The 23,235-nt window shown below is 58.5% G+C and carries 21 protein-coding genes and 1 tRNA gene; 18 read left to right on the forward strand and 4 right to left on the reverse strand.

Going from position 1 to position 23,235, the window contains the following annotated elements:
- Positions 1-8: 8 nt before the first annotated feature.
- The 9 genes from recN (at position 9) to ACXZ66_RS07205 (ending at position 9,944) form a co-directional block, all read left to right on the forward strand.
- Positions 9-1,724, forward strand: a complete 1,716-nt coding sequence (recN, locus tag ACXZ66_RS07165; protein WP_458747739.1) for a DNA repair protein RecN — start codon at positions 9-11, stop codon at positions 1,722-1,724.
- A gap of 52 nt (positions 1,725-1,776) precedes the next feature.
- The gene (gene steA / locus ACXZ66_RS07170) at positions 1,777-2,970 is read left to right on the forward strand and encodes a putative cytokinetic ring protein SteA (RefSeq protein WP_458747740.1); all 1,194 of its coding nucleotides are present in this window, start codon (positions 1,777-1,779) and stop codon (positions 2,968-2,970) included.
- A gap of 33 nt (positions 2,971-3,003) precedes the next feature.
- Positions 3,004-3,933, forward strand: coding sequence for a copper transporter (locus ACXZ66_RS07175; RefSeq protein ID WP_458747741.1), 930 nt, complete (start codon positions 3,004-3,006; stop codon positions 3,931-3,933).
- Between the two features lie 101 nt (positions 3,934-4,034).
- On the forward strand, positions 4,035-5,669 hold the full coding sequence (locus tag ACXZ66_RS07180; RefSeq protein ID WP_458747742.1) for a CTP synthase: 1,635 nt from the start codon (positions 4,035-4,037) through the stop codon (positions 5,667-5,669).
- Between the two features lie 10 nt (positions 5,670-5,679).
- Positions 5,680-6,333 carry an NUDIX domain-containing protein gene (locus ACXZ66_RS07185; protein WP_458747744.1) on the forward strand — a complete coding sequence of 218 codons (654 nt, stop codon included), beginning with the start codon at positions 5,680-5,682 and terminating at the stop codon, positions 6,331-6,333.
- Entirely contained in the window at positions 6,330-7,235 is a 906-nt protein-coding gene (xerD, locus tag ACXZ66_RS07190; RefSeq protein WP_458747746.1) for a site-specific tyrosine recombinase XerD, read from the forward strand. The genes ACXZ66_RS07185 and xerD overlap by 4 nt, the downstream gene beginning before the upstream one ends.
- Positions 7,236-7,308: 73 nt before the next feature.
- The gene (locus ACXZ66_RS07195) at positions 7,309-8,130 is read left to right on the forward strand and encodes a hypothetical protein (protein ID WP_458747747.1); all 822 of its coding nucleotides are present in this window, start codon (positions 7,309-7,311) and stop codon (positions 8,128-8,130) included.
- 128 nt (positions 8,131-8,258) lie between these two features.
- Positions 8,259-9,146, forward strand: coding sequence for a ParA family protein (locus ACXZ66_RS07200; RefSeq protein WP_458751317.1), 888 nt, complete (start codon positions 8,259-8,261; stop codon positions 9,144-9,146).
- Positions 9,147-9,944 (forward strand): segregation and condensation protein A, encoded by a 798-nt coding sequence (locus ACXZ66_RS07205; RefSeq protein WP_458747749.1) that lies wholly within the window; start codon positions 9,147-9,149, stop codon positions 9,942-9,944. It abuts the gene before it with no gap.
- Here the strand turns inward: ACXZ66_RS07205 and ACXZ66_RS07210 are convergent.
- Positions 9,941-10,504: a GNAT family N-acetyltransferase gene (locus ACXZ66_RS07210; RefSeq protein WP_458747750.1), complete on the reverse strand. Its 564-nt coding sequence runs from the start codon at positions 10,502-10,504 to the stop codon at positions 9,941-9,943. The two genes, ACXZ66_RS07205 and ACXZ66_RS07210, sit on opposite strands and share 4 nt — an antisense overlap.
- 161 nt (positions 10,505-10,665) lie before the next feature.
- On the opposite strand from ACXZ66_RS07210, the gene ACXZ66_RS07215 reads away from it, so the two are divergent.
- From ACXZ66_RS07215 to der, 5 genes are read left to right on the forward strand one after another with little or no spacing between them, the layout of a single operon-like run.
- Positions 10,666-11,439 (forward strand): sulfurtransferase, encoded by a 774-nt coding sequence (locus tag ACXZ66_RS07215; protein WP_458747751.1) that lies wholly within the window; start codon positions 10,666-10,668, stop codon positions 11,437-11,439.
- Positions 11,440-11,979 carry an SMC-Scp complex subunit ScpB gene (gene scpB, locus ACXZ66_RS07220; RefSeq protein ID WP_458747752.1) on the forward strand — a complete coding sequence of 180 codons (540 nt, stop codon included), beginning with the start codon at positions 11,440-11,442 and terminating at the stop codon, positions 11,977-11,979.
- 45 nt (positions 11,980-12,024) lie between these two features.
- Positions 12,025-12,939, forward strand: coding sequence for a pseudouridine synthase (locus ACXZ66_RS07225; RefSeq protein ID WP_458747753.1), 915 nt, complete (start codon positions 12,025-12,027; stop codon positions 12,937-12,939).
- Positions 12,936-13,631: a (d)CMP kinase gene (gene cmk, locus ACXZ66_RS07230; RefSeq protein ID WP_458747754.1), complete on the forward strand. Its 696-nt coding sequence runs from the start codon at positions 12,936-12,938 to the stop codon at positions 13,629-13,631. The genes ACXZ66_RS07225 and cmk overlap by 4 nt, the downstream gene beginning before the upstream one ends.
- Positions 13,628-15,208, forward strand: coding sequence for a ribosome biogenesis GTPase Der (der, locus tag ACXZ66_RS07235; protein WP_458747755.1), 1,581 nt, complete (start codon positions 13,628-13,630; stop codon positions 15,206-15,208). The genes cmk and der overlap by 4 nt, the downstream gene beginning before the upstream one ends.
- Positions 15,209-15,258: 50 nt before the next feature.
- On the opposite strand, the gene ACXZ66_RS07240 is transcribed toward der, so the two are convergent.
- Entirely contained in the window at positions 15,259-16,542 is a 1,284-nt protein-coding gene (locus ACXZ66_RS07240) for an HNH endonuclease signature motif containing protein (protein ID WP_458747757.1), read from the reverse strand.
- A gap of 660 nt (positions 16,543-17,202) precedes the next feature.
- Positions 17,203-17,991, reverse strand: coding sequence for a class I SAM-dependent methyltransferase (locus ACXZ66_RS07245; RefSeq protein ID WP_458747758.1), 789 nt, complete (start codon positions 17,989-17,991; stop codon positions 17,203-17,205).
- Between the two features lie 32 nt (positions 17,992-18,023).
- Between ACXZ66_RS07245 and ACXZ66_RS07250 the strand changes: the two genes are divergently transcribed.
- Genes ACXZ66_RS07250 through ACXZ66_RS07265 form a run of 4 tightly spaced genes read left to right on the forward strand, consistent with a single transcriptional unit; the run spans position 18,024 to position 23,140 of the window.
- On the forward strand, positions 18,024-19,466 hold the full coding sequence (locus ACXZ66_RS07250; protein ID WP_458747759.1) for an ABC transporter transmembrane domain-containing protein: 1,443 nt from the start codon (positions 18,024-18,026) through the stop codon (positions 19,464-19,466).
- Positions 19,463-21,223 (forward strand): ABC transporter ATP-binding protein, encoded by a 1,761-nt coding sequence (locus ACXZ66_RS07255; protein ID WP_458747760.1) that lies wholly within the window; start codon positions 19,463-19,465, stop codon positions 21,221-21,223. Before ACXZ66_RS07250 ends, ACXZ66_RS07255 begins: the two co-directional genes overlap by 4 nt.
- Positions 21,220-22,158 carry a CE1 family esterase gene (locus ACXZ66_RS07260; protein WP_458747761.1) on the forward strand — a complete coding sequence of 313 codons (939 nt, stop codon included), beginning with the start codon at positions 21,220-21,222 and terminating at the stop codon, positions 22,156-22,158. Before ACXZ66_RS07255 ends, ACXZ66_RS07260 begins: the two co-directional genes overlap by 4 nt.
- 13 nt (positions 22,159-22,171) lie before the next feature.
- Entirely contained in the window at positions 22,172-23,140 is a 969-nt protein-coding gene (locus ACXZ66_RS07265) for a diacylglycerol/lipid kinase family protein (RefSeq protein ID WP_458747763.1), read from the forward strand.
- Positions 23,141-23,146: 6 nt separating this feature from the next.
- Here the strand turns inward: ACXZ66_RS07265 and ACXZ66_RS07270 are convergent.
- Positions 23,147-23,223: transfer RNA gene (locus tag ACXZ66_RS07270), tRNA-Pro, on the reverse strand.
- Between the last annotated feature and the right edge of the window lie 12 nt (positions 23,224-23,235).

A 23,235-nucleotide genomic window follows, 5' to 3' on the forward strand; every position in this document is an offset into this window, starting at 1 on the left:
CTCGTAGCGTGCTTGTAGATATTTCCATTGAGAACCTCGGCGTGATTCCCAAGGCCTCTGCGGAACTCCACGAAGGCCTCACCGTCCTCACTGGTGAAACCGGCGCCGGTAAAACGATGGTAGTTACGGGTCTGCGCTTGCTCACCGGCGGGCGAGCGGATGCCTCTCGGGTGCGTACCGGCGCGGACCAAGCCGTCGTCGATGGCTCTTTTAGTACTGCACAGCTGCCGGAAGCGGACCAGGCTGAGGTCCGCAGGATCGTCGACGAGGCCGGGGGCAGCCCAGACGAGAACGGCGAGTACTTGGCCTCACGCTCGGTGAAGTCCTCGGGTCGCTCGCGGGCGCACCTGGCCGGGCGCAGCGTTCCCGCATCCACCTTGGCTGATTTTTCCTCTCGTCTGCTTACTATCCACGGCCAAAACGATCAGCTGCGTTTGCTGGCCCCCGAAGAACAGTTGGCCGCCTTGGATCGGTTCGAGCCTTCCCTCGGGGATCTGAAAGCCACCTACCGTGAGGCCTATCTGCGCTGGCGTGAGCTTGCACGGGATTTGAAGGAGCGCACGGAAAAGCGCAGAGAATTGGCCCAAGAGGTGGACCGCTTACAATTCGCTATCGACGAGATCGATGCCGTCAAACCCGAACCAGGAGAAGACGAACAGCTGCTGGCCGATATCAGGCGGCTGCAAGATGTCGATGCACTGCGCGAAGCAGCGCAAACGGCCCTCGGATCCATCGACGGCAATGACGATTACGGCGACGAACAATCGGCATCCTCGCTGGTGGGTGCAGCCGAAAGCGCGCTGACTCACTCCAGCGACAAGGAGCTCCAGGACCTAGGAACCCGCGTTTCTGAGGCATCGAGCATTCTCGCGGAAGTCGCCGGCGATCTGGGTAGTTACCTCTCGGATCTGCCGAGCGATCCGGCTGGCCTTGAGGCACTTTTGCAGCGCCAGCAGGATCTAAAGTCCCTGACGAAGAAATACGCATCGGATGCTGCGGGTGTGGTGGACTTTCGGGATAAGGCGCAGCAGCGCTTGTCCAAGATTGACACCTCGTCCGAGGCTCTTGAGGAGCTAAAGAAGCAGGCCTCGGCTGCCGAAAAAGACATGGTGGCCAAGGCTGCAACGCTGACCAAGGCGAGGAAGAAAGCGGCGAAGGCTTTGGCTGCAGCCGTGACGAAAGAGCTGCACGGTCTGGCTATGCCGAAGGCAAGGTTAGAGGTGGTCGTCGATAAGCAAAAATACGGCCGTGACGGTGCTGACGCCGTCGAGCTGCGCCTTGCCCCCAACGACGCGATGGAGGCGAAGCCGCTCGCGTCGAGTGCGTCCGGTGGTGAGCTTTCGCGCGTGATGTTGGCGCTGGAGGTGATCTTGTCGTCGACGTCGACGGGCACGACGCTGGTGTTTGATGAGGTCGATGCAGGTGTGGGCGGGCGTGCCGCGGTAGAGATTGGGCGTAGGTTGGCCAGGCTGGCCACACACAATCAGGTCATTGTGGTGACACACTTAGCACAGGTGGCGGCGTATGCCGATACACATTTGCACGTATCGAAGAATGTGGGGGACACCTCGGTGACCTCGGGGGTGTCCACGCTCGAAGGCGAAGAGCGCGTCGAAGAACTCGCGCGGATGATGGCTGGCCTCGACGATACTGATACTGGCCGTGCCCATGCGCAGGAGTTGCTCAGTCGTGCGCAGGCTGAAGTCTCAAATATGAGGCAATAATTCTCCGCGTGCCTTCGCCACTTGAGGCGAGTTACCGGCAACAATAGCGGGCATGAGTAGCATCTTCTCCCGCACTGACGACCAACCAGGTCTGCAAGGTACGTTGCGCGATTGCACGGCGGAAGCCAAAGGAAAGGGCTTCAAGCGCCTCAATGTCGGCGATATTGCCGTGATTAATTCGCCTGACCTGTCGCGCAGGGAAGCACAATTGCTTGTCGACGCACAGCCGGCCGCGGTAATTAACCTCTCGCAATTTTCCACGGGCTCGGTGCCCAATTTTGGCCCGCACATGCTGCTTGATGCGGGTATTTTGCTTATTGAGGACGTCGACGCGGAGGCGCGCGACGCCATCCGCGGTGGCAAGAAGTGCACTGTTACCGAAGACGGTGAGATCTACGTTAGCAACAAGCCTGCTGGCCGGGGCACCGTGGTTGATCGCGAGGCCGCCGACAATAATTTCGCCGAGGCGCAGACCCACCTCGTGGACCACATGGAGGCCTACTTCGGAAACACCATCGAGTTCATTCACTCCGAGGCCCCGCTGCTCATTGATGGGGTAGGCGTTCCCGATCTGGGCAACGAGATGGCGGACAAGAAAGTGCTGGTTGTCTCGCCTGCAGACGGTCATCGGGAGAGCGTGGGCAACCTGCGCAACTTCATCCGCGAGTATGACCCGATTATCATCGGTGTCTCTCAGGCGACCGATACCTTGGTGGAGATGGGGTATAAGCCGAACTATATTGTTAGCGATCCCAACGATGTCTCCAGCGACAGCCTGCGCAGCGGCGCCCGGGTGATTTTGCCAGCGGACCCTGACGGGCATGCGGTTGGCCTTGAGCGCATCCAGGACTTGGGCGTGGGCGCAATGACTTTCCCGTCGGCACTGGATTCGCCGATGGACTTGGCAGTGCTGCTGGCAGTTTTCCATGACGCGCAGATGATTGTCACCGTTGGCAACAGCGTCGACCTGGATGCGATCTTCGCCGGCCACGAGTCAGCGGGCCCAGCCTCTATGCTTACTCGCTTGAAGGGTGGTGCAAGCCTTGTCGATTCCAAGATCATCGAGGACCTCTACCACGTAAGTTCGGGCCGGGGTGTCGCGTGGGCATGGGCTCTCTTCGCCGTGCTTGTGGCAGTTGCTGCGATCATCCTCATTGTTGGTCTAGGCGGCGACGCCGCGTTCTTAGACAACCTGATTCACACGTGGAACAACATCGCCCTGGCGTTTCAGGGCTTGTTCAAATAGTTAATCGGGTTTTTCAGGAGGGAGGACAACACAATGGCTAAACGACGAGGCGCAGCCGGTAAGGGCGGCTGGGTAGTCACAGGTCTTGGATTTGGTGTGGCGGTAGGCGTAGCACTGGGCACTATGGTCATTGCCCCGGCAATGAATATTGGTGGCACACCTGCAGCTCAGCAACCCCAAGCAGTGGATCAAAGCCAAGCGCAAGCCGCGGAGGCACAAGCTAATGCAGCCGACGAGCTCGTTGCCGGTTCCAGCAACGAGATGGTCGCGAACACCCTGACCGACCGTCCGATAGTGCTAATTGCGTCCTCTTCCGCGACCCCGGGAAGCGTGGATGCTCTGACTGGCCTGCTGGATCAGGCAGGCGCGCTGAGCTCAGGGCAGATTACGTTGACCGAGAAGTTCTTTGACCAGAACTCAACCGACGAACTCATGTCGCTGATCTCGAATACGCTGCCGGCAGGCGCGCAGCTTTCGGAAAACAACCTGAACCCGGGCATTCACGCCGGCGAGTCGCTGGGCTCTGCGCTGATGTATGACCCTGCCACAGGTGAACCGCTCGCTAGCGTTGAAGATCGTGCGCTCGTGCTGCAGACCCTGCGGGAGCAGGGCTTTATTGACTATCAAGACGGCACGATCCTCCCAGCTCAGGGCGCTGTTGTGCTCACCGGCGAAGGCGAGTCGGATCATGCGGCTTCCGTCCTGGCCGATTTTGCTACCGCCTTGAGCACCCGCGGCGATGCGGTTGTGGCAGCGGGCGGGGAGTCCGCGGCAGCAGGCGAGGGCACGATTGCACGGCTGCGCGAAGCCGGCACCACAGATGTCTCCACGGTTGACTCGGTGGAGCGCACCTGGGCGCAGGTTGCCACCGTACTTGCCATGCAGGAACGATTTGATGGTGGCGTTGGTGCCTATGGTGTAGCTGAGAGTGCAACGGCAGTGATGCCCGCCCGCAATGAGTGAGCTGCATCACATCGTATGTTTTTAACTGTCAATTGATAGGCTAGTGGTTGTAGACTGAGGGTCCGTAAGTTTTTCACATACCTACTTACGGGAGGCACCTGATGGAAACCACATCAGAAACCAAATTTATCGTGGTCACCGGTGGCGTTGTGTCGTCGCTAGGCAAGGGCCTCACCGCAGCATCCTTGGGCCGATTGCTCATTTTGCGCGGGATCACCGTCACCATGCAGAAGCTGGATCCGTATCTCAACGTCGATCCGGGCACCATGAATCCTTATGAACACGGGGAAGTGTTCGTCACCGACGATGGGGCAGAGACAGATCTGGATCTCGGCCACTACGAGCGATTTCTGGATCGCAGCCTGACCCAGAACGCAAACGTCACCACCGGCCGCGTCTACTCCAGCGTGATTGCTAAGGAGCGCCACGGTGGCTTCTTGGGCAAGACAGTGCAGGTCATTCCGCACATCACCGACGAAATCAAGGCGCGCGTGCTTGCGATGGCCGACGACAAAGCCGATGTAGCTCTCATCGAGATCGGTGGCACGGTCGGCGACATCGAATCGCAGCCTTTCCTCGAGGCCGTGCGCCAGCTGCGCCGCGACATTGGCCGCGATCGCATCATGTTCCTGCACTGCTCCTTGGTTCCCTATATCGCTCCCTCCGGCGAGCTGAAGACGAAGCCAACCCAGCACTCGGTTGCCGAGCTGCGGTCCATCGGTATCCAGCCAGACGTCATCGTGTTACGCAGCGACCATCCCATTACCGCAGGTATTAAGGACAAGATCGCGAATTTCTGCGACGTTGACCTCGACGGCGTTGTTTCTTGTCCCGATGCGTCCTCGATTTACCAGATCCCTGATGTCCTCCACGCCGAGGGCCTGGATGACTTCGTCGTGAAGCGTCTTAATCTTGGTGGCGGCGAGGCCGACCTTTCGGCGTGGCACGACCTCACCGACCGCGTCGATCACCCTGAGGGCGAGCTCACCGTCGGCATTTTGGGCAAGTACGTCGAGCTGCACGACGCTTACTTGTCCGTCGCGGAGGCAATTCGTGCGGCAGGGTTCGCTTATCGACGAAACACTGTCATCGAATGGATCGCCACCGAGGAAGTGACTTCTGACAACGCCGCCGAGATGCTCGGCCACCTCGACGCGATTGTTGTTCCCGGTGGTTTCGGTGGCCGTGGCATCCACGGCAAGCTGGCCACCATCGCATACGCGCGCGAGAATCAGGTGCCTTTCTTAGGCATCTGCCTGGGCCTGCAGTGCGTGGTAATTGAGGCGGCTAAGCGCTCTGGGCTGCCGGAGGCCACCTCCACCGAATTCGACCCAGAGACCTCCACGCCCGTGATCTCCACGATGGCAGAGCAGCGCGAGGCCGTGGCCGGCACCGGAGACCTTGGTGGCACGATGCGCCTGGGCGCCTACCCGGCAGTGCTCCAGGAAGGTTCGGTTGTGGCCTCGGTCTACGGCACCACGGAAGTTTCCGAGCGCCATCGCCACCGTTTCGAGGTCAACCCTGCCTACCTTGAGCAGATCGCAGCAGGCTCGGGTCTGGTGTTCTCGGGTACCAGCCCAGATGGCTCGCTCGTGGAATTTGTTGAATACCCACGCGAGGTGCACCCGTACTTCGTGGCCACCCAGGCGCACCCCGAATATAAGTCCCGTCCTACGCGCGCGCATCCGCTTTTCGATGGCCTTGTTGGTGCAGCAGTGGCGCGTGGCCGGGAGTAGATTGTAGGGCATGACTCGCCACAACTTTGAAGTGACCAATTCCGAAATGCTCGTTGACGCACCAATTATTGCGGTGCGCGAAGACACCGTCACCATGCCAGGTGGTGGCACGGCGAAGCGCCAGATCGTCGAGCATTTCGGTGCGGTGGCTGTCATTGCTTTGGACGAGCAAAACCGCATTGCCATGGTCAAGCAGTACCGCCACAGCGTGGGCCAGCGTCTGTGGGAGCTGCCCGCCGGAATTTTGGATATCGCCGGCGAGGACCCCGTCGATTGCGCGCGCCGCGAGCTCGAGGAAGAAGCCGGCCTAGCCGCTGATTCCTGGTCGCTGCTCACCGACATTGTCTCTTCTCCGGGTTTCTGCGAGGAAACCGTGCGGATTTTCCTTGCCCAAGATCTCCGCGAAGTCCCACGCCCCGAGGCAACCGAGGAGGAGGCCGACATGGAATTTTCCTGGGTTCCCCTCCACGAAGCCGTCGACGCCGTGATGGTGGGCAAGGTCGCCAATTCGATCGCGCTGGCCGGGATTATGACTGCCTCCGAGGTTGTCGCGGGACGCCACGAAACCCGAAACGCCGACACCCCGTTCGAGCTCCGCCCGAGCTCGATGGCGGATCGTCGTCAAGCACAGGGCATTGTCCCCGACATGAAGAAGGTCCGGTGAACGCCCGGGAGATTGCCCGGGAATGGCTCAACCACCTCGCCGTCGAGCGCGGGTTGTCGGATAATACGTTAAGCAATTATCGACGAGACGTGGAACGCTACCTCACCTGGCTGGATCGCGCGGGCAAGCACGATCTTGGCCAGGTCACTACCTCTGACGTCGAGGCGTATCTGCAAGACCTGCGCCGCGGTGTCGATGGGGCGAAACCGCTGGCGAGCTCGTCGGCAAGCCGTGCTCTTGTTGTCGCCCGCGGCCTGCACAAATTTGCTGTGTCTGAGGGGCATGTTGTGGCGGATGTGGCAGCGGATGTCTCGCCGCCCTCTCCCGGCATGCACCTGCCGGACACGTTGACGGTGGCTGAGGTGACCTCGCTTCTCGACGCGACCCCCACCACCGACCCCATCGGCCTGCGCGACAAGGCACTGTTGGAGGTTCTTTACGGCACGGGCGCGCGCGTGTCGGAGGCGCTAGCATTGCTTGTCGACGACGTGACCAACAACGACGGCATCATCACTATTACGGGCAAAGGAAATAAGCAGCGTATTGTCCCGATTGGTTCGCTGGCGCGTGAGGCCGTGGATGCTTATCTGGTGCGGGGTCGTCCGATGTTTTCTAAGGGCAAGTCTCACGCCTTGTTTCTGAATTCGCGCGGGGGCTCGCTTTCGCGGCAAAGCGCGTGGACGATCATCAAAAATGCTGCTGAGCGGGCGGGGATTAAGAAGGAAATTTCGCCACACACGCTGCGCCATTCCTATGCCACGCACCTGCGAGAGGGCGGCGCCGATGTTCGTACAATTCAGGAGCTGTTGGGACATTCTTCGGTGACAACGACGCAAATTTACACGCACATCACGGCAGATAACCTCCGCGAGGGGTGGAAAATGGCTCATCCGCGGGCTTAGGCGACTTGAGGTAGGTTTTAGCACTGTAGGATTCATGGCTGAAAGTTAATACCATTACCGAAAGGCGCTGAGAGTGCGAGTCCGTTCATTGATCGCTGGTGTTGCCACTGCTGCAGCGTTGCTGGGAATGTCTGTGCCGGTGGCGTCGGGGCTCTCGGGACTGGATCCCGCGATGGTGCAATCGATGATTCCATCGACCGTGCCGGTGCCCGCGGGAACGACCACGACGGTCGACCTCGGCGTTCCCGTCGATGCTGCCTATTCCGGCGCTGGCTGGAGCGTTTCTTCTTCCGGCACCAGCGTGACGGTGACTGCCCCGAACGAGCCGGGTTCCCAGATCAGTGTCCCGGCTTCGGCCGCTGGCTACTCGGCGACGATCACGTTGGTGGCGGAGGGCTCGGCGGCTTTTGCTCCTGCGGATCCGGCTCCCGCTCGGCAAACCGCCTCTGCGGTCGACTCAAGTCAAGCGAAGAAACTTTACCTTGACGGCGTTATCGAGGGTAATGTTCTTCGAGTCCGGCTACCTCTTAATCAGGTGTCCGATGTCATGCCGCTGGTCAACGCTTCGCGCGACGGCGTGAAACTGCGCTATCTAGACAGCAATGGCCAGATAATCAAAGGCGTCGAGCGTGACATCAAGGTCGCTGAACGCTCAATTACGTTGACTTATCCGGAAGGCCAGAACCCGGACGACCCGTTCATCATGGAGGTTGTGCGCGATGATTCTGTTGCCGAGTTCTATGCCATCATCACCGCAACTAGTACGTCGGTGGCGCAGGATTCTGAAAGTGCGGCTGCCAATCAGCAATCCTCATCGGTGTGGTGGACCGTCGGAGGGGCCATTGCGTTAGTGTTGGTGCTTGCGGGCCTTCTCGTATGGCGTGGGCGGCGTTAAACTTGCGCAGTTCAAGGCTGTGTCGTTGTTTCTCTAAGCAGCAGAGTCGCTAACATAGGAAATGACACGCATGTAAGCTAAGACTCGTGGACTTTACAGGCCCCGGAGTCAAGGAAGAAGGTATGACGGTGAGCAAAGACGGACTGTTCGACGCTACCGAGGCGAAGGAAGCTCCGGATGCGCCGGTTGGCCTGACTGGGCGCCCGGTTCGCGAGCTTCCACAACCCGCACCTTTGGAGAAGCATGGTCCAGCCCGCATCATCTCCATGGTGAATCAGAAGGGCGGAGTAGGAAAGACCACCTCGTCGATCAACCTTGGAGCAGCCCTGGCAGAGCAGGGGCGTAAAGTCCTGCTCGTTGACCTGGACCCACAAGGCGCGCTGTCCGCTGGCCTTGGGGTGAATCAAGAAGAAGACGCGATCACGGTCTATGACCTAATGCTGGACAATACTGCCAGCGTGCACGGGGCTATTCGCCACACCAATGTTTCCGGGCTCGATCTCGTGCCCGCCAACATTGATCTTTCTGCCGCTGAGATTCAGTTGGTCAATGAAGTTGGCCGCGAGCAAGTTCTGGGTCGTGCGCTGCGCCCTGTCCGCGGCGATTATGACTACATCATCATTGACTGCCAGCCCTCCCTTGGCCTTCTTACTGTGAACTCGCTTGCTTGCTCCGACGGCGTGATCATTCCGATGGAGTGCGAGTATTTCTCCCTGCGTGGCCTGGCACTGCTCACCGACACAGTGGAAAAGGTTAGGGACCGAATCAACTTCGATCTTGAAATCATCGGCATCCTAGTCACCATGTTTGACCGTCGTACGACCCACGCGCGCGAAGTCATGGACCGCGTAGTCGAAGTCTTTGGCGATCGAGTCTTCGACACCGTGATCACTCGCACCGTGCGCTTCCCCGAAACGTCCGTCGCCGGCGAGCCAATCCTTACCTGGGCTCCTAACTCCCAGGGTGCCCAGCAGTATCGCAACCTAGCCCTTGAGGTCATCGAACGGACGGTGTAAGTGACACAGCCTGAGATCACCGGTTTCAATCTTGTCCTAAATAACTTCGAGGGTCCGTTTGATCTGCTTTTACAGTTGATCAGTGCCAAGAAGCTCGACGTCACGGAAGTGGCTCTGGCTGAGGTGACCGACGAATTCATTGCGTACACCCGCATGCTCGGGGACCAGGCCAAACTCGACGAGGTAACGGAGTTTCTCGTCGTCGCCGCGACCCTGCTTGACTTGAAAGCCGCACGCCTCGTCCCTCGCGGCGACGTGGAAAGTGCTGAGGACCTCGAATTGCTGGAATCGAGGGACCTGCTTTTTGCCCGGCTGCTCCAATACAAGGCCTACCAACAAGTGGCGGACCTCTTCGTGGAATGGCAGCGCAAGGCTGCCCGGCGTTATCCGCGAGCCGTATCCATCGAGCCACGTTTCGCGGATCTCTTGCCCCCGGTGCGTCTCGGCCACACTCCTGAAACGTTTGCCCACCTAGCAGCGAGCGTGTTTCGTCCGAAGGCACCAGAGCGCGTTGGCATTGATCACATCCACCAGGTGGAGGTTTCGGTGCCCCAGCAGGCGGGAAAAATCTTGGACACGCTCAAGGTTGTCGGCCCAAACAAGTGGATGTCGTTTTCCTCTTTGACCCGCGACTGCACTCGTTCGATGGAAGTCGTCGGCAGGTTCCTTGCTTTGTTGGAGCTGTACAAGGCTAGAGCAGTGGAGACTGAGCAGGAAGAAGCGCTGGGCCCACTCGAAGTCTCATGGACGGGACTTGACGTGGACCCAGCGGTAGTAGCGGCTTCTAATTGGACTTAAGGGCGGGCTCGCAGCATCGAGATTGCTGGTTCTGGGAGCTCGCGATCAGCGTAGATACGCACGTCGGGTTCATCGGGGTTGTTTTCTGTGCCAACGCGTCGGCCTTCCCAGACGCTTCTTAGCCCGAGTTTTTCAACGACGTGGCCGCTGGCCGGGTGATTCGTCGTGATGCGAGCAGTAACCGGAAGCTCTGGATGCTTCTTCGCTGCCGCCTTGATTGCCGCCTCGGCGATTTCGGTGGCGTAGCCGTGGCCCCATTGGTCCGAGCGGAGACGGTATTTCACGTCCCACACTTGGCCGTCGACCACCTCGGCACCGCCGACGCCGATGAACTCTGATGGTCGTTCTCGCAGGTAGATGCCCCATGGCCCGAGATCGAATTCCTCCCAAGACTTCTGGGTGCGCTTGATTAGGTTACGAGTAGTTTCCTCATCGGTGTGGACAGCCCATGGCCGATGTGTCCAAATGCGTGCGTCTGCGTAGACGCGAAATGCCTCCGCGGCTTGGTCCTCTGACAAAGGAATGAGGATTAGGCGGTCGGTACGTGTGATCTGTGCCATAACGGCATGTTACTGCGATCACGTTCTTGGTGGTTAGAAATTCTTTACTTTTCTTCGCAATCACACCTGAGTAATTCATGTGAGGTGTTCTTACCTTGCGAAACTTCATTTAAGAAGAAATTTTGCGGGGGTAACAAATTCTCTCGCTACACTTAGAAACCATGGATAATTTGCTCACCATCGAGGACTTCAAGAGTTTAGAAAACCCAGTCGTTTTCCATGCCTCCATGGGCCCCAACGCACCTAGCCAGGTGATTCCGGGAGCCTTCGTCGCAGACCTTGAAAAGGACTTCTCGGATCCTTCCAACCCCTTGCCGCACACCGTTCCCGCCGGAATCCAACAGGTTTTCGAGTCCTATGGAGTCAGCGACGACACCCCCGTCGTGGTCTACGATTCCGACGGCGCCACCGCCCCGCGCGTCTGGTGGCTCGCACGCGTCGCGGGCCTCGACAAGGTCGCAATCCTTGACGGCGGGCTCCGCGCCTGGGTCGCCGCTGGGGGAGAGCTCGCCTCGCCCGCCACTCCAACTTCGACCGGCACCATCACCGCTGCACCACGCTGGGATTTGCTTATCGACGCGCCCCAGGTCGCAGATACCACACGGACAGTGGTGGACGCACGGTCGCACGGCCGTTTCACGGCCGCGGAGCAAGAGCCCCGTCCAGGGTTGCGGGCAGGCCACATTCCGGGCTCGCGTAACGTTCCGTTTACCTCGCTGTACAACGAGGACGGTACCTTCAAGAGTCCCGCCGAGCTCGCTGATATCTTCCCGGAGGATCACCTCGCATTTTCCTGTGGCTCGGGAGTCACTGCTTGTGTGACTGCTTTTGCCGCGAAACGCGCAGGACGCAACGACTTAGTTGTGTATGAAGGCTCATGGTCGGATTGGGGTCGGCCGGACTCGGGTTACCCAGTTGCTGTCGGAGAAGCCTAGATGATCTCGCAGTTGCGCAGCCAGATAGAGTCGATCCTGCTGGTCATCGACACTCCCACCACGGTGAGCACTCTGGCTGCGGCGTTGGATGCAGAAGAGGGCGTCGTCGATAAGCACTTGCGTGACATTGCCACCGAGCTGACATCGCGTGGCTCCGGCATCGACCTGCGCGAGACTGAGGAGGGCTGGCGGTTGTACACGCGGCCTGAGAATGCCGCGGCAGTGGAGAAGTTTTTGCTCGATGGCACTCAATCGCGTTTGTCCCGGGCAGCCATGGAGACTCTCGCGGTGGTGGCGTATCGCCAGCCAGTGACGCGCGCGCAGGTTGCTGGTGTGCGTGGTGTCAATGTTGATGGTGTGATGCGGACGTTGACTTTGCGTGGGCTGATCAGTGAGGTTGAGCCGGACGAATCCACGGGCGCGCACAAGTACGTGACCACGGAATTATTCCTCGAACTCTTGGGCATCGACTCGCTCGAGCGGCTGCCCGACCTCGCGCCGCTGCTTCCGGATATCGATTCTATCGACGAAGACTGGTAAGATTGCGCACGTTGAAAATCGCATACTAGATTAAGGACACGTAAAGTGACCCCTCCCGCTCGCCGAGAAGGCACACCGGACCCAGAGAAGAAGCTTCCAAAGAAGGAAGACGGAATCTTTCTCTCCAACGCGAAACCGGCGCGTCACCAGAACGTTGATATCAATCAGCGTCGAGAAAATGCCGAAAAGAACCCACTCGAAGACAACTGGTGGGACGACGACAAACCCCAAGGCGTTCGCCTCCAAAAAGTACTGGCACAAGCTGGCGTCGCTTCCAGGCGCCACGCCGAGATCATGATCGAAAAAGGTCAAGTCGAGGTCAACGGCCAGATCGTTCGCAAGCAAGGCGTGCGTGTAAACCCCAACGTAGACATCATCCGCGTCGATGGCGTGCGCATTAACGTCAACGAGGAACTTGAGTACTTCGTGTTCAACAAGCCTCGTGGCGTGCACACGACAATGAGCGACGAGATGGGACGTCCTTGCGTGGGCGACTACCTCTCCGAGAAGACCTTCTCCGGTCAGCGCCTTTTCCATGTTGGTCGCCTTGACGCCGACACGGAAGGCTTGCTGCTGCTCACCAACGACGGCGAGCTGTCTAACCGCCTCATGCACCCGAAGTACGAAGTCTCGAAGACCTACCTGGCAACCGTGCTCGGCGAGGCGAAGAACAACCTCGTGCGCGAGCTGAAGAACGGCATTGAGCTCGACGACGGTACCGCAAAGGTTGACTTCGCACAGATCATTGACGTGCACCAGGGCCAGTCCCTGATTCGCCTTGAGTTGCACGAAGGCCGCAAGCACATCGTTCGTCGCATGCTCAAGGAGGCTGGCTTCCCCGTCCAGCGCCTCGTGCGAACCAAGCTCCACACTGTGCAGCTCGGCGAGCAGAAACCAGGTACCATGCGTGCGCTGAATTCATCCGAGCTGACCTCGCTGTACAAGGTGGTGGGGATGTGAGTCTGTCCAATATGCCAAACGGCGGACTGATTCTTGCCGTGGACGGACCATCCGGTACTGGCAAATCCACCACGTGCCGCGAACTGGCGAAACGCCTCGATGCCAAATACGTCGACACTGGCGCCATGTACCGCGTAGCCACTCTCGCGGTACTGCGAGCTGGAATTGACCCCTCTGATACGGCTGCGGTAATCGAAGCAACCGATAGTCTGCCACTCGAAGTTTCAGACGATCCAGATTCCACCGAGGTGCTTCTTGCCGGCGAGGATGTCTCCGCTGAAATCCGGGGTGCCGAAGTGACCCGCAACGTCTCGGCCGTATCCGCTATTCCAGAGGTTCGCGAGAACATGGTTGCGCTACAGCGCAAGCTTGCCATTGATGCGCACCGCGCGATCGTCGAAGGCCGCGACATTGGCACGGTTGTCCTTAAAGACGCACCAGCCAAGGCTTTTCTCACCGCTAGCGCTGAAATCCGCGCACAGCGTCGCTTCGACCAGGACGTGGCAGCTGGGCGTGAAGCCGATTTTGACACTGTATTGGCAGATGTCCAACGCCGTGATGAACTCGATTCCTCCCGTGCGACCTCTCCATTGCGCCCTGCGGATGACGCAGAGGTGATTGATACTTCCACAATGCCGATCGACGAAGTACTGGAACGTCTGATCGCCTTGATTGAAAAGAGCGCGAAATGACCGATAAGCACAATCATTCTGATGAAGAAACTAGCTTCGTCTATGCATTCGGCGGTGGGGAAGAAGTTGACGCCGACAAGGCCTACACCGACGAAATCGTAGAAAACCCGGGCGGTGGCTGGGCAGCCGACGACTTCGACGAAGATCAGTTTGACTTCGAATTTGACGAAGACACAGACTTCGAGGATCTCACTGAAGAACAGTGGCAGGAAGTTGACGAGCAGCTCGGTATCCTTGATCCCGGCATGGTCGAGGAGGCTTTGCCCACCGTAGCTATTGTCGGGCGACCAAATGTGGGCAAGTCCACCCTGGTTAATCGCTTCTTGGGTCGTCGTGAAGCTGTTGTCGAGGACCACCCAGGCGTAACCCGTGACCGTGTCAGCTACCTCGCGGACTGGGGCGGGCGACGCTTCTGGGTCCAGGACACCGGCGGCTGGGACCCAGATGCGAAAGGTATCCACGCAGCTATCGCGCGCCAGTCCGAGGCTGCAATGCAGACCGCGGACGTGATCATTTTCGTGGTCGACTCGCATGTGGGCATTACTGAATCCGATGCAGCGATGGCGCACGAACTGCAGCGCTCGGAAGTACCGGTCATCTTGGTGGCGAACAAGTTTGAGTCGGATAACCAGTGGGCCGATGTGGCTGAGTTCTATGGACTCGGTCTCGGCGACCCTTGGCCAGTTTCCGCATTGCACGGCCGTGGTGGCGCGGACGTTCTTGATGAGGTCCTTCGCCAATTCCCTGAGGTCCCTCGCTCCGCAAATTCGATCACTGATGGTCCACGCCGCGTGGCGCTTGTTGGCAAGCCAAACGTTGGTAAGTCCAGCCTTTTGAACAAGTTGTCTAAGTCCGATCGTTCGGTTGTGGACAATGTTGCTGGTACTACGGTTGACCCAGTCGACGAAATGATCCAGCTTGACGAGCGCGTGTGGCAATTTATTGATACCGCAGGTCTGCGCCGTAAGGTTAAGACTGCTCAGGGCCACGAGTACTATGCATCGCTGCGTACCCGCAACGTCATCGAGGCCGCAGAGGTCTGCGTTGTTGTGATCGACGCTTCGCAGGAGATCACGGAGCAGGATCAGCGAGTGTTGTCCATGGTTCTCGAAGCCGGTAAGGCACTCGTCATCGCCTTTAACAAATGGGACCTGATGGACGAGGACCGCCGATACTTCTTCGACCGAGAACTCGAGGAGCAGATCGACCGCTTGCCATGGGTTTCGAAGATCAATATTTCCGCTGAGTCCGGCCGTGCTTTGCACAAGCTTGAGCCAGCTATGATTGAGGCACTGGACAACTGGGATCGTCGCATCTCCACAGGCCAGCTGAACAACTGGCTGCGTGAAGCGATCGCTGCAAACCCTCCGCCGATGAACAACAACCGTCTTCCTCGTTTGCTGTTTGCCACGATGGCTTCGACTCGACCTCCAACAATCGTGTTGTTCACCACGGGGTTCCTCGAGGCTGGGTACCGCCGCTATCTGGAGCGTAAGTTCCGTGAGCAGTTCGGCTACCATGGCACTCCAGTTCGCATTGCGGTGCGCGTACGTGAACGCCGAGGGCGGAAGCACTAACGCTTGAAAAGCTGAGTCTTTCGAATGTCGACTTTGTTCGAGGCCTAGAGTCATGCCGGGTCACCGGCAAATTCTAGGGCATCGTCGTCGAAAGAGTTTCCAGGGAACAGGAAGTTCATAGTCTTCTTCGGACCGGCGGTTGGAGTCGCCTCACGACGAATGCGCGCTGGTTGGCGCTTGTGTGATGTATACCAACTGTCGTCGGGGAAATAGAAGTGTATGTCAGCGCCATCCTTTTCAATCCTGATTAGTCCCATAGTCACCATCGTGTGGCAGGACGAACAGAGCGCGATGAGATTGTCCATGTCAGTGGCACCACCTTCGGACCATTCCGTGAGGTGGTGAATCTCTATGAAGTTGCAGTTGTTACAACCTGGCATACCGCACTGCCTTCGAGATTGTTCGAGGGCACTGTCGGCTTGATGATCAGTTGCTATGCGCCGAGTACGACCCCTATTGACGACAATCCCGTTTTCGTCTGTTAGATCAAGTTTGAAGAACCCATTTTCAATCATTCCTACGAGAAGACGGTTCGGTGCCCCAGGCTGGAAGGGTAGGAAAGCATGGCCGTCGGTTGTCATCGTGACATTGATTTGGGCACCAGGTGCGCGTTTACATTGAATCGGTTGTGATCTAGCAATGTTCAGCAAACCGCGAAGGCCAAGCAATTTATTAGCACTAGGGGTTAGGCCGAACCGTGATGGGTCAGGATGTTCAATATCATCGTAAGCTTGGTCAACGGCTTCGTCGTCGCTGAAATCATCGTCGGATAGTCCTCCGAAGTCTTCTTTAAACGAGAGCTCCCCAATTTTTATAGCGGCGAGAAAATTCGCCCCGTCGATCGGATTGAGATTGAATGATCCGACTACTCGACCATCATCGTCTACGTGATAGGTAAACCTATCTGATTGCGGCTCCGAGTCTTCTGCGGGGTCAAGCCCGCCAAGGGCAAGCCTTAATTCTGGGAGCGTTAAACCACGTGCGAGATCAAGCAAAGACGATTCATTTTCAAGCGTCATGTACTTCAAGATCAAGCGCAATGCAGAGTAACTAATTTCCCCCGAATGGAGACTCTCTGCGGCTTCATTGAATTCAAGTAGGCCCGTACCAACGTTTATGTATTCCGAGGCCGTCTGCTTGCTGATCCCATAAACCCGCATGAGCCACGCACTTGTAGATTTTGCGCCTTTTTCTTTAGCGAGGTCTCGTTTATGAAATTGGGCAATCGAAATAAGGAGTTCAGCCTTTGCATTGCGTGCTTGGATATTTGTTCGCTCAACTTCGCGAACTATTTCGTCATCCGATTGGGTATTAAGAAAATCAATGTAAGACATGGTTGTAACGCCCCCGGTGCGCCGTGCTTGACGACGAGTTGCAAGAATGTCGGTGTTTTCCGTCTATAAACAGCTTAGAACATTTGTTCCAAGAATGGAACAGTTGTGCGAAAGAATTTTTAAAATCATTTGCCTCCATACAATCCGGATCGCGGACTTTAGCCCCCTGGGCGATATTGGGCCCCTTTGTCGATGGTAGGGCTAGTCGGTCAACTGGCTAGCGGTATACCTGTCGCCTTATAGTCCGCAGTGCGGACTTTTTCAGCGCAGGCCGACCATGCAGCACAGAAATAGCTCGGTGAGGAAACAGTGAGTAACCGGCTCCTGAGGCAACATATCTATCGCCTTATAGTCCGCCGTGCGGACTTTTTTGGTACCGGTGGTTACCGCTCGTTGTGGAGATGTGACCTAGCGAGGAACTGTCGAAAGGTTGGATCCCGAGCCGGTATACCTGTCGCCTTATAGTCCGCAGTGCGGACTTTTTGTGGGAACACTGGCCGATGACGAGCCCCTAATAGGGCACGGCAGTAAACGACCGTCAGTAGGCGGGTGCCGGTGTATCTATCGCCTTATAGTCCGCAGTGCGGACTTTTTCTGCGCAAGCCCATGAAGCCCACCAGACCGAATCAAGCCGACCCACACAACCCCACACCCCAGAGACTAATCGCGCGTGTACACAAAGGCCTCGGTGCGATACGGGATAGGTAAAAGCTGCCCGGGCTGAAACTCGAGGCGATCGAAGAGGTACCACCGCAGGTTCTCCTTCATGCGGTCGCGGACCTCGGCAGAAGCTCGCAACCAGGAGGAGCGTGTCTGGGACAGTGCATACACCTGGTCGGTGGTGAGGTGCTGGATCCAGCGCATGCGGAACTCGTCGTGAAGCACCCAAGGGGGGCTGACTTCGGGATAGAAGCCCTCACGTTGGATGTCGCCGGAGCGCATAATCCGGGCGAGGCGGAGGATCCACGGATGTGAAACGTCGAGGGTGTTCCAGACAAGCAGGAGCTTGCCGCCCGGCGCGATCACGCGGTCGGCCTCTGCGGAGGCGGCTCGAGTGTCTACCCAGTGCCAGGTCTGGGCGCAGGCCAATGCATCAACAGACGCGGTGCGCAGCGCGGTGTTTTCGGCGGTCGCACGCCAGACGTGCACGGAGGGGTAGGACTCGGCGAGGACACGGGTCATGTCGGGTGAGGGGTCGCTGGCGAAAACTGTCCGGCCGGGTCGGAGCAGGGTAGAGGTCAACTTGCCGGTGCCGGCTCCGATGTCGGCGATGCGGGAGCAATCGTCGATAAGCGATGCGACCTCGGGCGGATAGGTGGGCCGCACGTCGTCGTAGACGTCCGCTCCACGACGAAATGCTGCTGCGGAATCCGCCCGATGCGCGGCATCGCGAAATGTGGGAGCGGCCTTTTGACTCGCGGGTCGGGAGAGGCTGCCGGTAGGATTCATGGTTAGTCAATTTACCCGTATGATATGCCCACATGAGTAATTTGCCTGCCCCCGATGACCCTCGGTGGCTGATTAAAACGGTCACCTCGCGCTGGCGCAGTACGGTTCCCGCCGCGATCTTGATGGCTACCGCATTCGTGTGCAACGGGTTAACTCCAGTGATTGTTGGGCGGGCCATCGATGACGCGATTGCCAGCGGAGCGCTCGATCGGCTGATTATGTGGATTGGCGTTCTCGTGGCCACATATGTGGTCAATATTATTGTGGCGTTTTACGGGCGCAGGCTGCTGATTAGCGCGACGCTGTGGGTGGGTCACGATCTACGCATGGCTGTGACAGATCGCGTGATGCATCCGCGCGGAATCGCGGGTAAGAAGCGGACGGCGGGCGAGTTGCTGTCGATAGCTTCGTCGGATACGCAACGAGTTGCGGATGCCGTGATGATGACGGTGTTTCCCGTGGCCGAGGTCGTGTCGATTATTTACGTCGGCGTGATGATGATGGCCATCAATGTTCTCCTCGGCATCGCGGTACTGGTGGGCGGGCCAATTGTGGTGGCCATCGCGCTTTATTCGGCGACGCCCCTGCGCAAGGCATCGAGTAAACGTCAAAGGGCACTGGCCGCAACCGCTGCGATGGCGACCGATGTTGTGCAAGGCCTGCGCACTCTCAAGGGCCTCGGCGCGGTGAGCACTGTGCGCGAGCGCTATAACGCAGTGTCGAACGAGGCCTACGAGCGCACCGTTGACGCGAATGCGGCACAGGCGAAGTTAAATACTGTGACCGAGGCAACGGGTTCGCTCTATGTCGTCGCCGTTGGTATCGCCGCGGGCTTTATGGCGCTGAACGGCACGATCTCGATCGGCGAACTGATCACAGTGGTCGGATTGACGCAGTTCATCATCCAGCCAATGACCATGCTGGGCAAAAACATCGCGTCGCGCTGGGCGTCGGCGCAGGCATCGGGAGCGCGCATTCGCAAGATCCTGGGAGCAGATTATTCGCTTGACGACGAAGCTACTGCCGTTCCCGCCCTAGCCGCAGGAATCACGGTCAATACTGGAGAGGCCCCCGATGAATTACTTACGGCGCCGCGGGACAGAGTCGTTGTGTCGCCGCACTCAGCCGAGCTATTTTCGGGCACCGTGCAGGACAACGTGCACCCTGATCCTGAGATCGCCCAGCACGCGTTGTGGGTTGCCGCCGCTGAGGATATCCCCGGCGGATTAGAAAAGGAGGTCGGCGAAAATGGCGGGCAGCTCTCAGGCGGTCAGCGCCAGCGTGTTGCACTGGCAAGGGCCATCGCTTCCGACCCGGAGGTCTTAGTGCTGCAGGATCCGACAACTGCGGTTGACTCGATCACCGAGCAAATAATCACCGAACGTGTTGCCGCCGAGCGCAGTGGAAGGCCGACGGTGATTTACACAGAACAGCCGGCCTGGCTGCGAGTGGCAGAGGTGGTGGAGCAGGCATGAAGTTCCCACTAGCTACTTTTGGTGAGGTCCGCCATGAACTAGGCGAGCAGCTCAAGGTCGTGCCGAACGCGCGATCGCAGAGCATCTGGGCGCTGATTCTGCTCAGCGTCGGTGCATACGCGAACGTATTGGTGCCACAGATCCTTGGTTCGGTCGTCGATATCGTGATTAATAATGGCACGGCTCGGTCGTTGTGGGAGGCTGCGGGCTGGCTGGTCGTCGCCGCATTCGTGTCGGCCGGGGCCAGCGCATTGGGATTCTTCCTTGTCTCGCGCATTGCTGAGCGAGTGATTGCCAACCTGCGCGAGTCGATGGTGGGAACCGCCCTTGGCCTCCCCGTGCACCGCGTCGAGGAGGCGGGCTCTGGCGACTTAGTCTCGCGCTCAACCGACGACGTGGCCGAATTGTCCACGGCCGTCACCGAATCCATCCCGGTCCTGGCATCCAGCGCATTCACTCTCGTGGCAACCGCGATTGCGCTGACCAGCATGGATTGGCAATTCCTCCTTGTTCCCTTGGTGGCTGCGCCGGTGTACATCATTGCGGCACGAAGGTATCTGAACGTGGCACCGGAGCGCTACGCAGCCGAGCGGGCAAGCATGGCCGAGCGTGCCCGTCGCATCTTGGAAGCCATCCACGGACGCGCGACCGTGCGGGCGTTCCGGATGGAAGAGGAGACTCACAACCACATCGAGGAATCCTCCCTCGCCGTAGTGAAAAACGGATTCAAGGCGCGTACCACTATGATCACGCTGCAGATCTGGATCTCGGTAGGCGAGGTGCTCATGCTCAGCACCGGCCTGATTGTTGGCTTCATTACAGTCAACTCCGGAGCCCTGACCGTCGGCGCAGTGACGGCAGCAATGCTGATGTTGATCCGCGTCCGTGGCCCGATCATGGGGTTGATGCGCATCCTCGACACGTTGCAATCCGGTTACGCCTCGCTTGCCCGAATCGTCGGCGTAACTGCGCATCCGCCGGAGCAAATACCCGACATTGGCGCACCTGAAATCACCGGCCAGGTTGATCTGATCGACGTGAGCTTCGCCTATGACGAGGAAGGAAAACACCTCGCTGTCGAAGACGTCAACTTGTCCATCGCTCCAGGTGAGACCGTCGCTCTGGTCGGCGCCTCTGGCGCAGGCAAGACCACCGTCGCCTCGCTCGCTTCCGGCCTGCGCATACCCACAAAAGGCCAAGTTTTGGTCGATGGCGTCGAGGTACACAAGCTTTCCGACGACGAACGCGTGGCACGAATCGCGATGGTGTCCCAGGAGGTCTATGTCTTTTCCGGCACGCTTCGCGACGACCTCTCGCTTGCCACCCCAGATGCCACCGATGAGGAGCTGCTGCAGGCACTTGAGGAAGTCGGCGCCGACTGGTTCGAGGACCTACCCGAAGGATTAGACACTGTCGTTGGCGCGCAAGGCTTCCAACTTGAACCTTTCGAGGCCCAACAATTGGCGCTGGCTCGAATCCTGCTTCTGGATCCAGCCGTTGTGATCATGGATGAAGCAACCGCTGAGGCTGGTTCGCGAAATGCTGGAAATCTTGAGCAAGCGGCAGCCACCGTCGCCCGGGATCGCGCAGCGCTCGTCGTGGCGCACCGATTGGATCAAGCTCGCGTAGCTGATGAAGTGATTGTTATGGATAATGGACGTATTATCGAATGCGGTTCCCACGATGAGCTGGTCGAGCTCAACGGCGCATACGCCCAGATGTGGCAGGCATGGCAGGAAGGACGAAACCCGGAGTGAGTGTGCAGACCCGCATTGTCACCGCACTGGCAGCAGCAATTTCGCTAGTCGCGTCAAGCTGCAGTGCAACGGAGGAGGAGGACACAGCTCCGCCTGCAAGCGAGGTCACGCTCGAGCCTCAAGCTGCGGCCCCAACCACCGAGATGATCGGTGAGCCACGGACTAGCAACGAAACCATCCAAGTTGGCGATAAGAGCAGAAACTACTGGATATCGGCACCTCCAGCCGCGCTCAACGGGGAAGAAGTCCCCCTTATTTTCGTCTTCCATGGATTGAATGAGTACGCCAGCACAATCCGGGATTACTCGCATTTCGACAAGGCGAACGCCATCGTCGTGTATCCGAATGGTTTCGAGCAGGCTTGGGCACCTGCGCCCTACGCCAAAACCTCAGGCGAGGAAGACATTGCCTTTGTGGATGCGATCCGCAAGGACGTTGAATCGCGCTACACCGTGGATCCCGCCCGGGTCTTCGCCGCAGGATTGTCCAACGGCGGTGGCTTCGCAGCCTATTTGGGCTGCCAGCGGCCACAGCAGTTCACTGCAATCGCCACAGTCTCCGCCGCCTATTATTGGCGAGTCTCCGACGGGTGCTCTCAGATCCCGATGAAGCACATCGATATCCACGGCACCGCAGACGGAGTCATCGAGTACGACGGAGGCGTGCGCCACGAAACCGAGTACACGTCGGTGCCGGAGATGTTAAGCGAAGCTTCACGACGAAACCACTGCAGCGGCGAGGTAATTCTCTCCCAGTTTGGACCCACTGCCGTCAAGTCCACCTACCAAGATTGCGACGCCCCGCTTGAACATATCCGAGTGGGAACCGGCGGACATGTGTGGCCGGGGCACCCAAGTGACAACTCCGGTTTGGATTCGGACATGGCCACGAACGAGATCCTGAACTTCTGGGGTGTGGCCTACCGGGGGTCATAGTAGTGTAAGCAGGGTGAATAGCTCAGTACAGCGGAAGACCGCGACCGTCGTGTACAACCCAATCAAAGTAGACCGGGCAGAGTTAGAGAAGCTCGTCGCAAAGCACGGACATGGCCACACCGTGAAGTGGGAGGAAACCACCGAGGACGACCCCGGCTACTCCCAGGCGAAAAAAGGAGTCGACGCTGGCGATGACTTGGTCATCGCATGCGGTGGGGACGGCACTGTGCGAATGGTGGCCGAGGCTGTCTCCCAAACCGACACGAGCCTGGGTATCGTGCCGGCGGGAACGGGTAACCTGCTGGCTCGGAACCTTCGGATGGACTCCGGTTTTGAGGCAGCGGTGCGCACGGCCTTCGAGGAGAAAGAGCGCCTGATTGATCTGTGCCATGCAGAGGTGTTTTTCCCCAATGGAACAAGGAAGACGTATCCATTTGCGGTGATGGCTGGTGTCGGCGTTGACGCGCAGATGATTGTCAATACTGACGACGATTTAAAGAAACGCATTGGTTTCTTGGCCTATGGGGTCGCGATACTGAAGTCGCTGAAGGGCGGGAACAGAATCAAGTTGGCGCGTCGCCTCGATGGTGGGCGCTGGAAGACCTTGAACGCGCATAGCGTGATTGTGGGCAATTGCGGCGACCTAGTGAATAACTTGACGCTGCTGCCAGATGCGGTGCCCGATGACGGCAAACTTGATGTGGTCATTATGCGTCCGAAGGGGCTTTTTGGCTGGGCGATCATCGCTGGGCGTCTAGCGTTGCAGATGGCGCAGAAGTTTTGGTTCACCCTTCGCGGTCAAAGGGAACGGGCAAAAAGCCAGAAGGACGACAGCGATTCGCTGCGCTACCTGCAAGGCGAGTCAATTGAGGTCTCGTTTTCGCATCCCGAGGTCTTCGAAGTTGACGGCGATGAACTGGGGGAAGTGGAGAGATTCCACGTCCGGATCGTGCCCGGCGCGCTGAAGGTGCGCGTGCCTTAAGAAAATTGGTCGGACTGACAGGATTTGAACCTGCGACCCCCACACCCCCAGTGTGGTGCGCTACCAAACTGCGCCACAGCCCGCGTGCCACAAGT

It is taken from the genome of Corynebacterium sp. S7, from assembly GCF_054401105.1.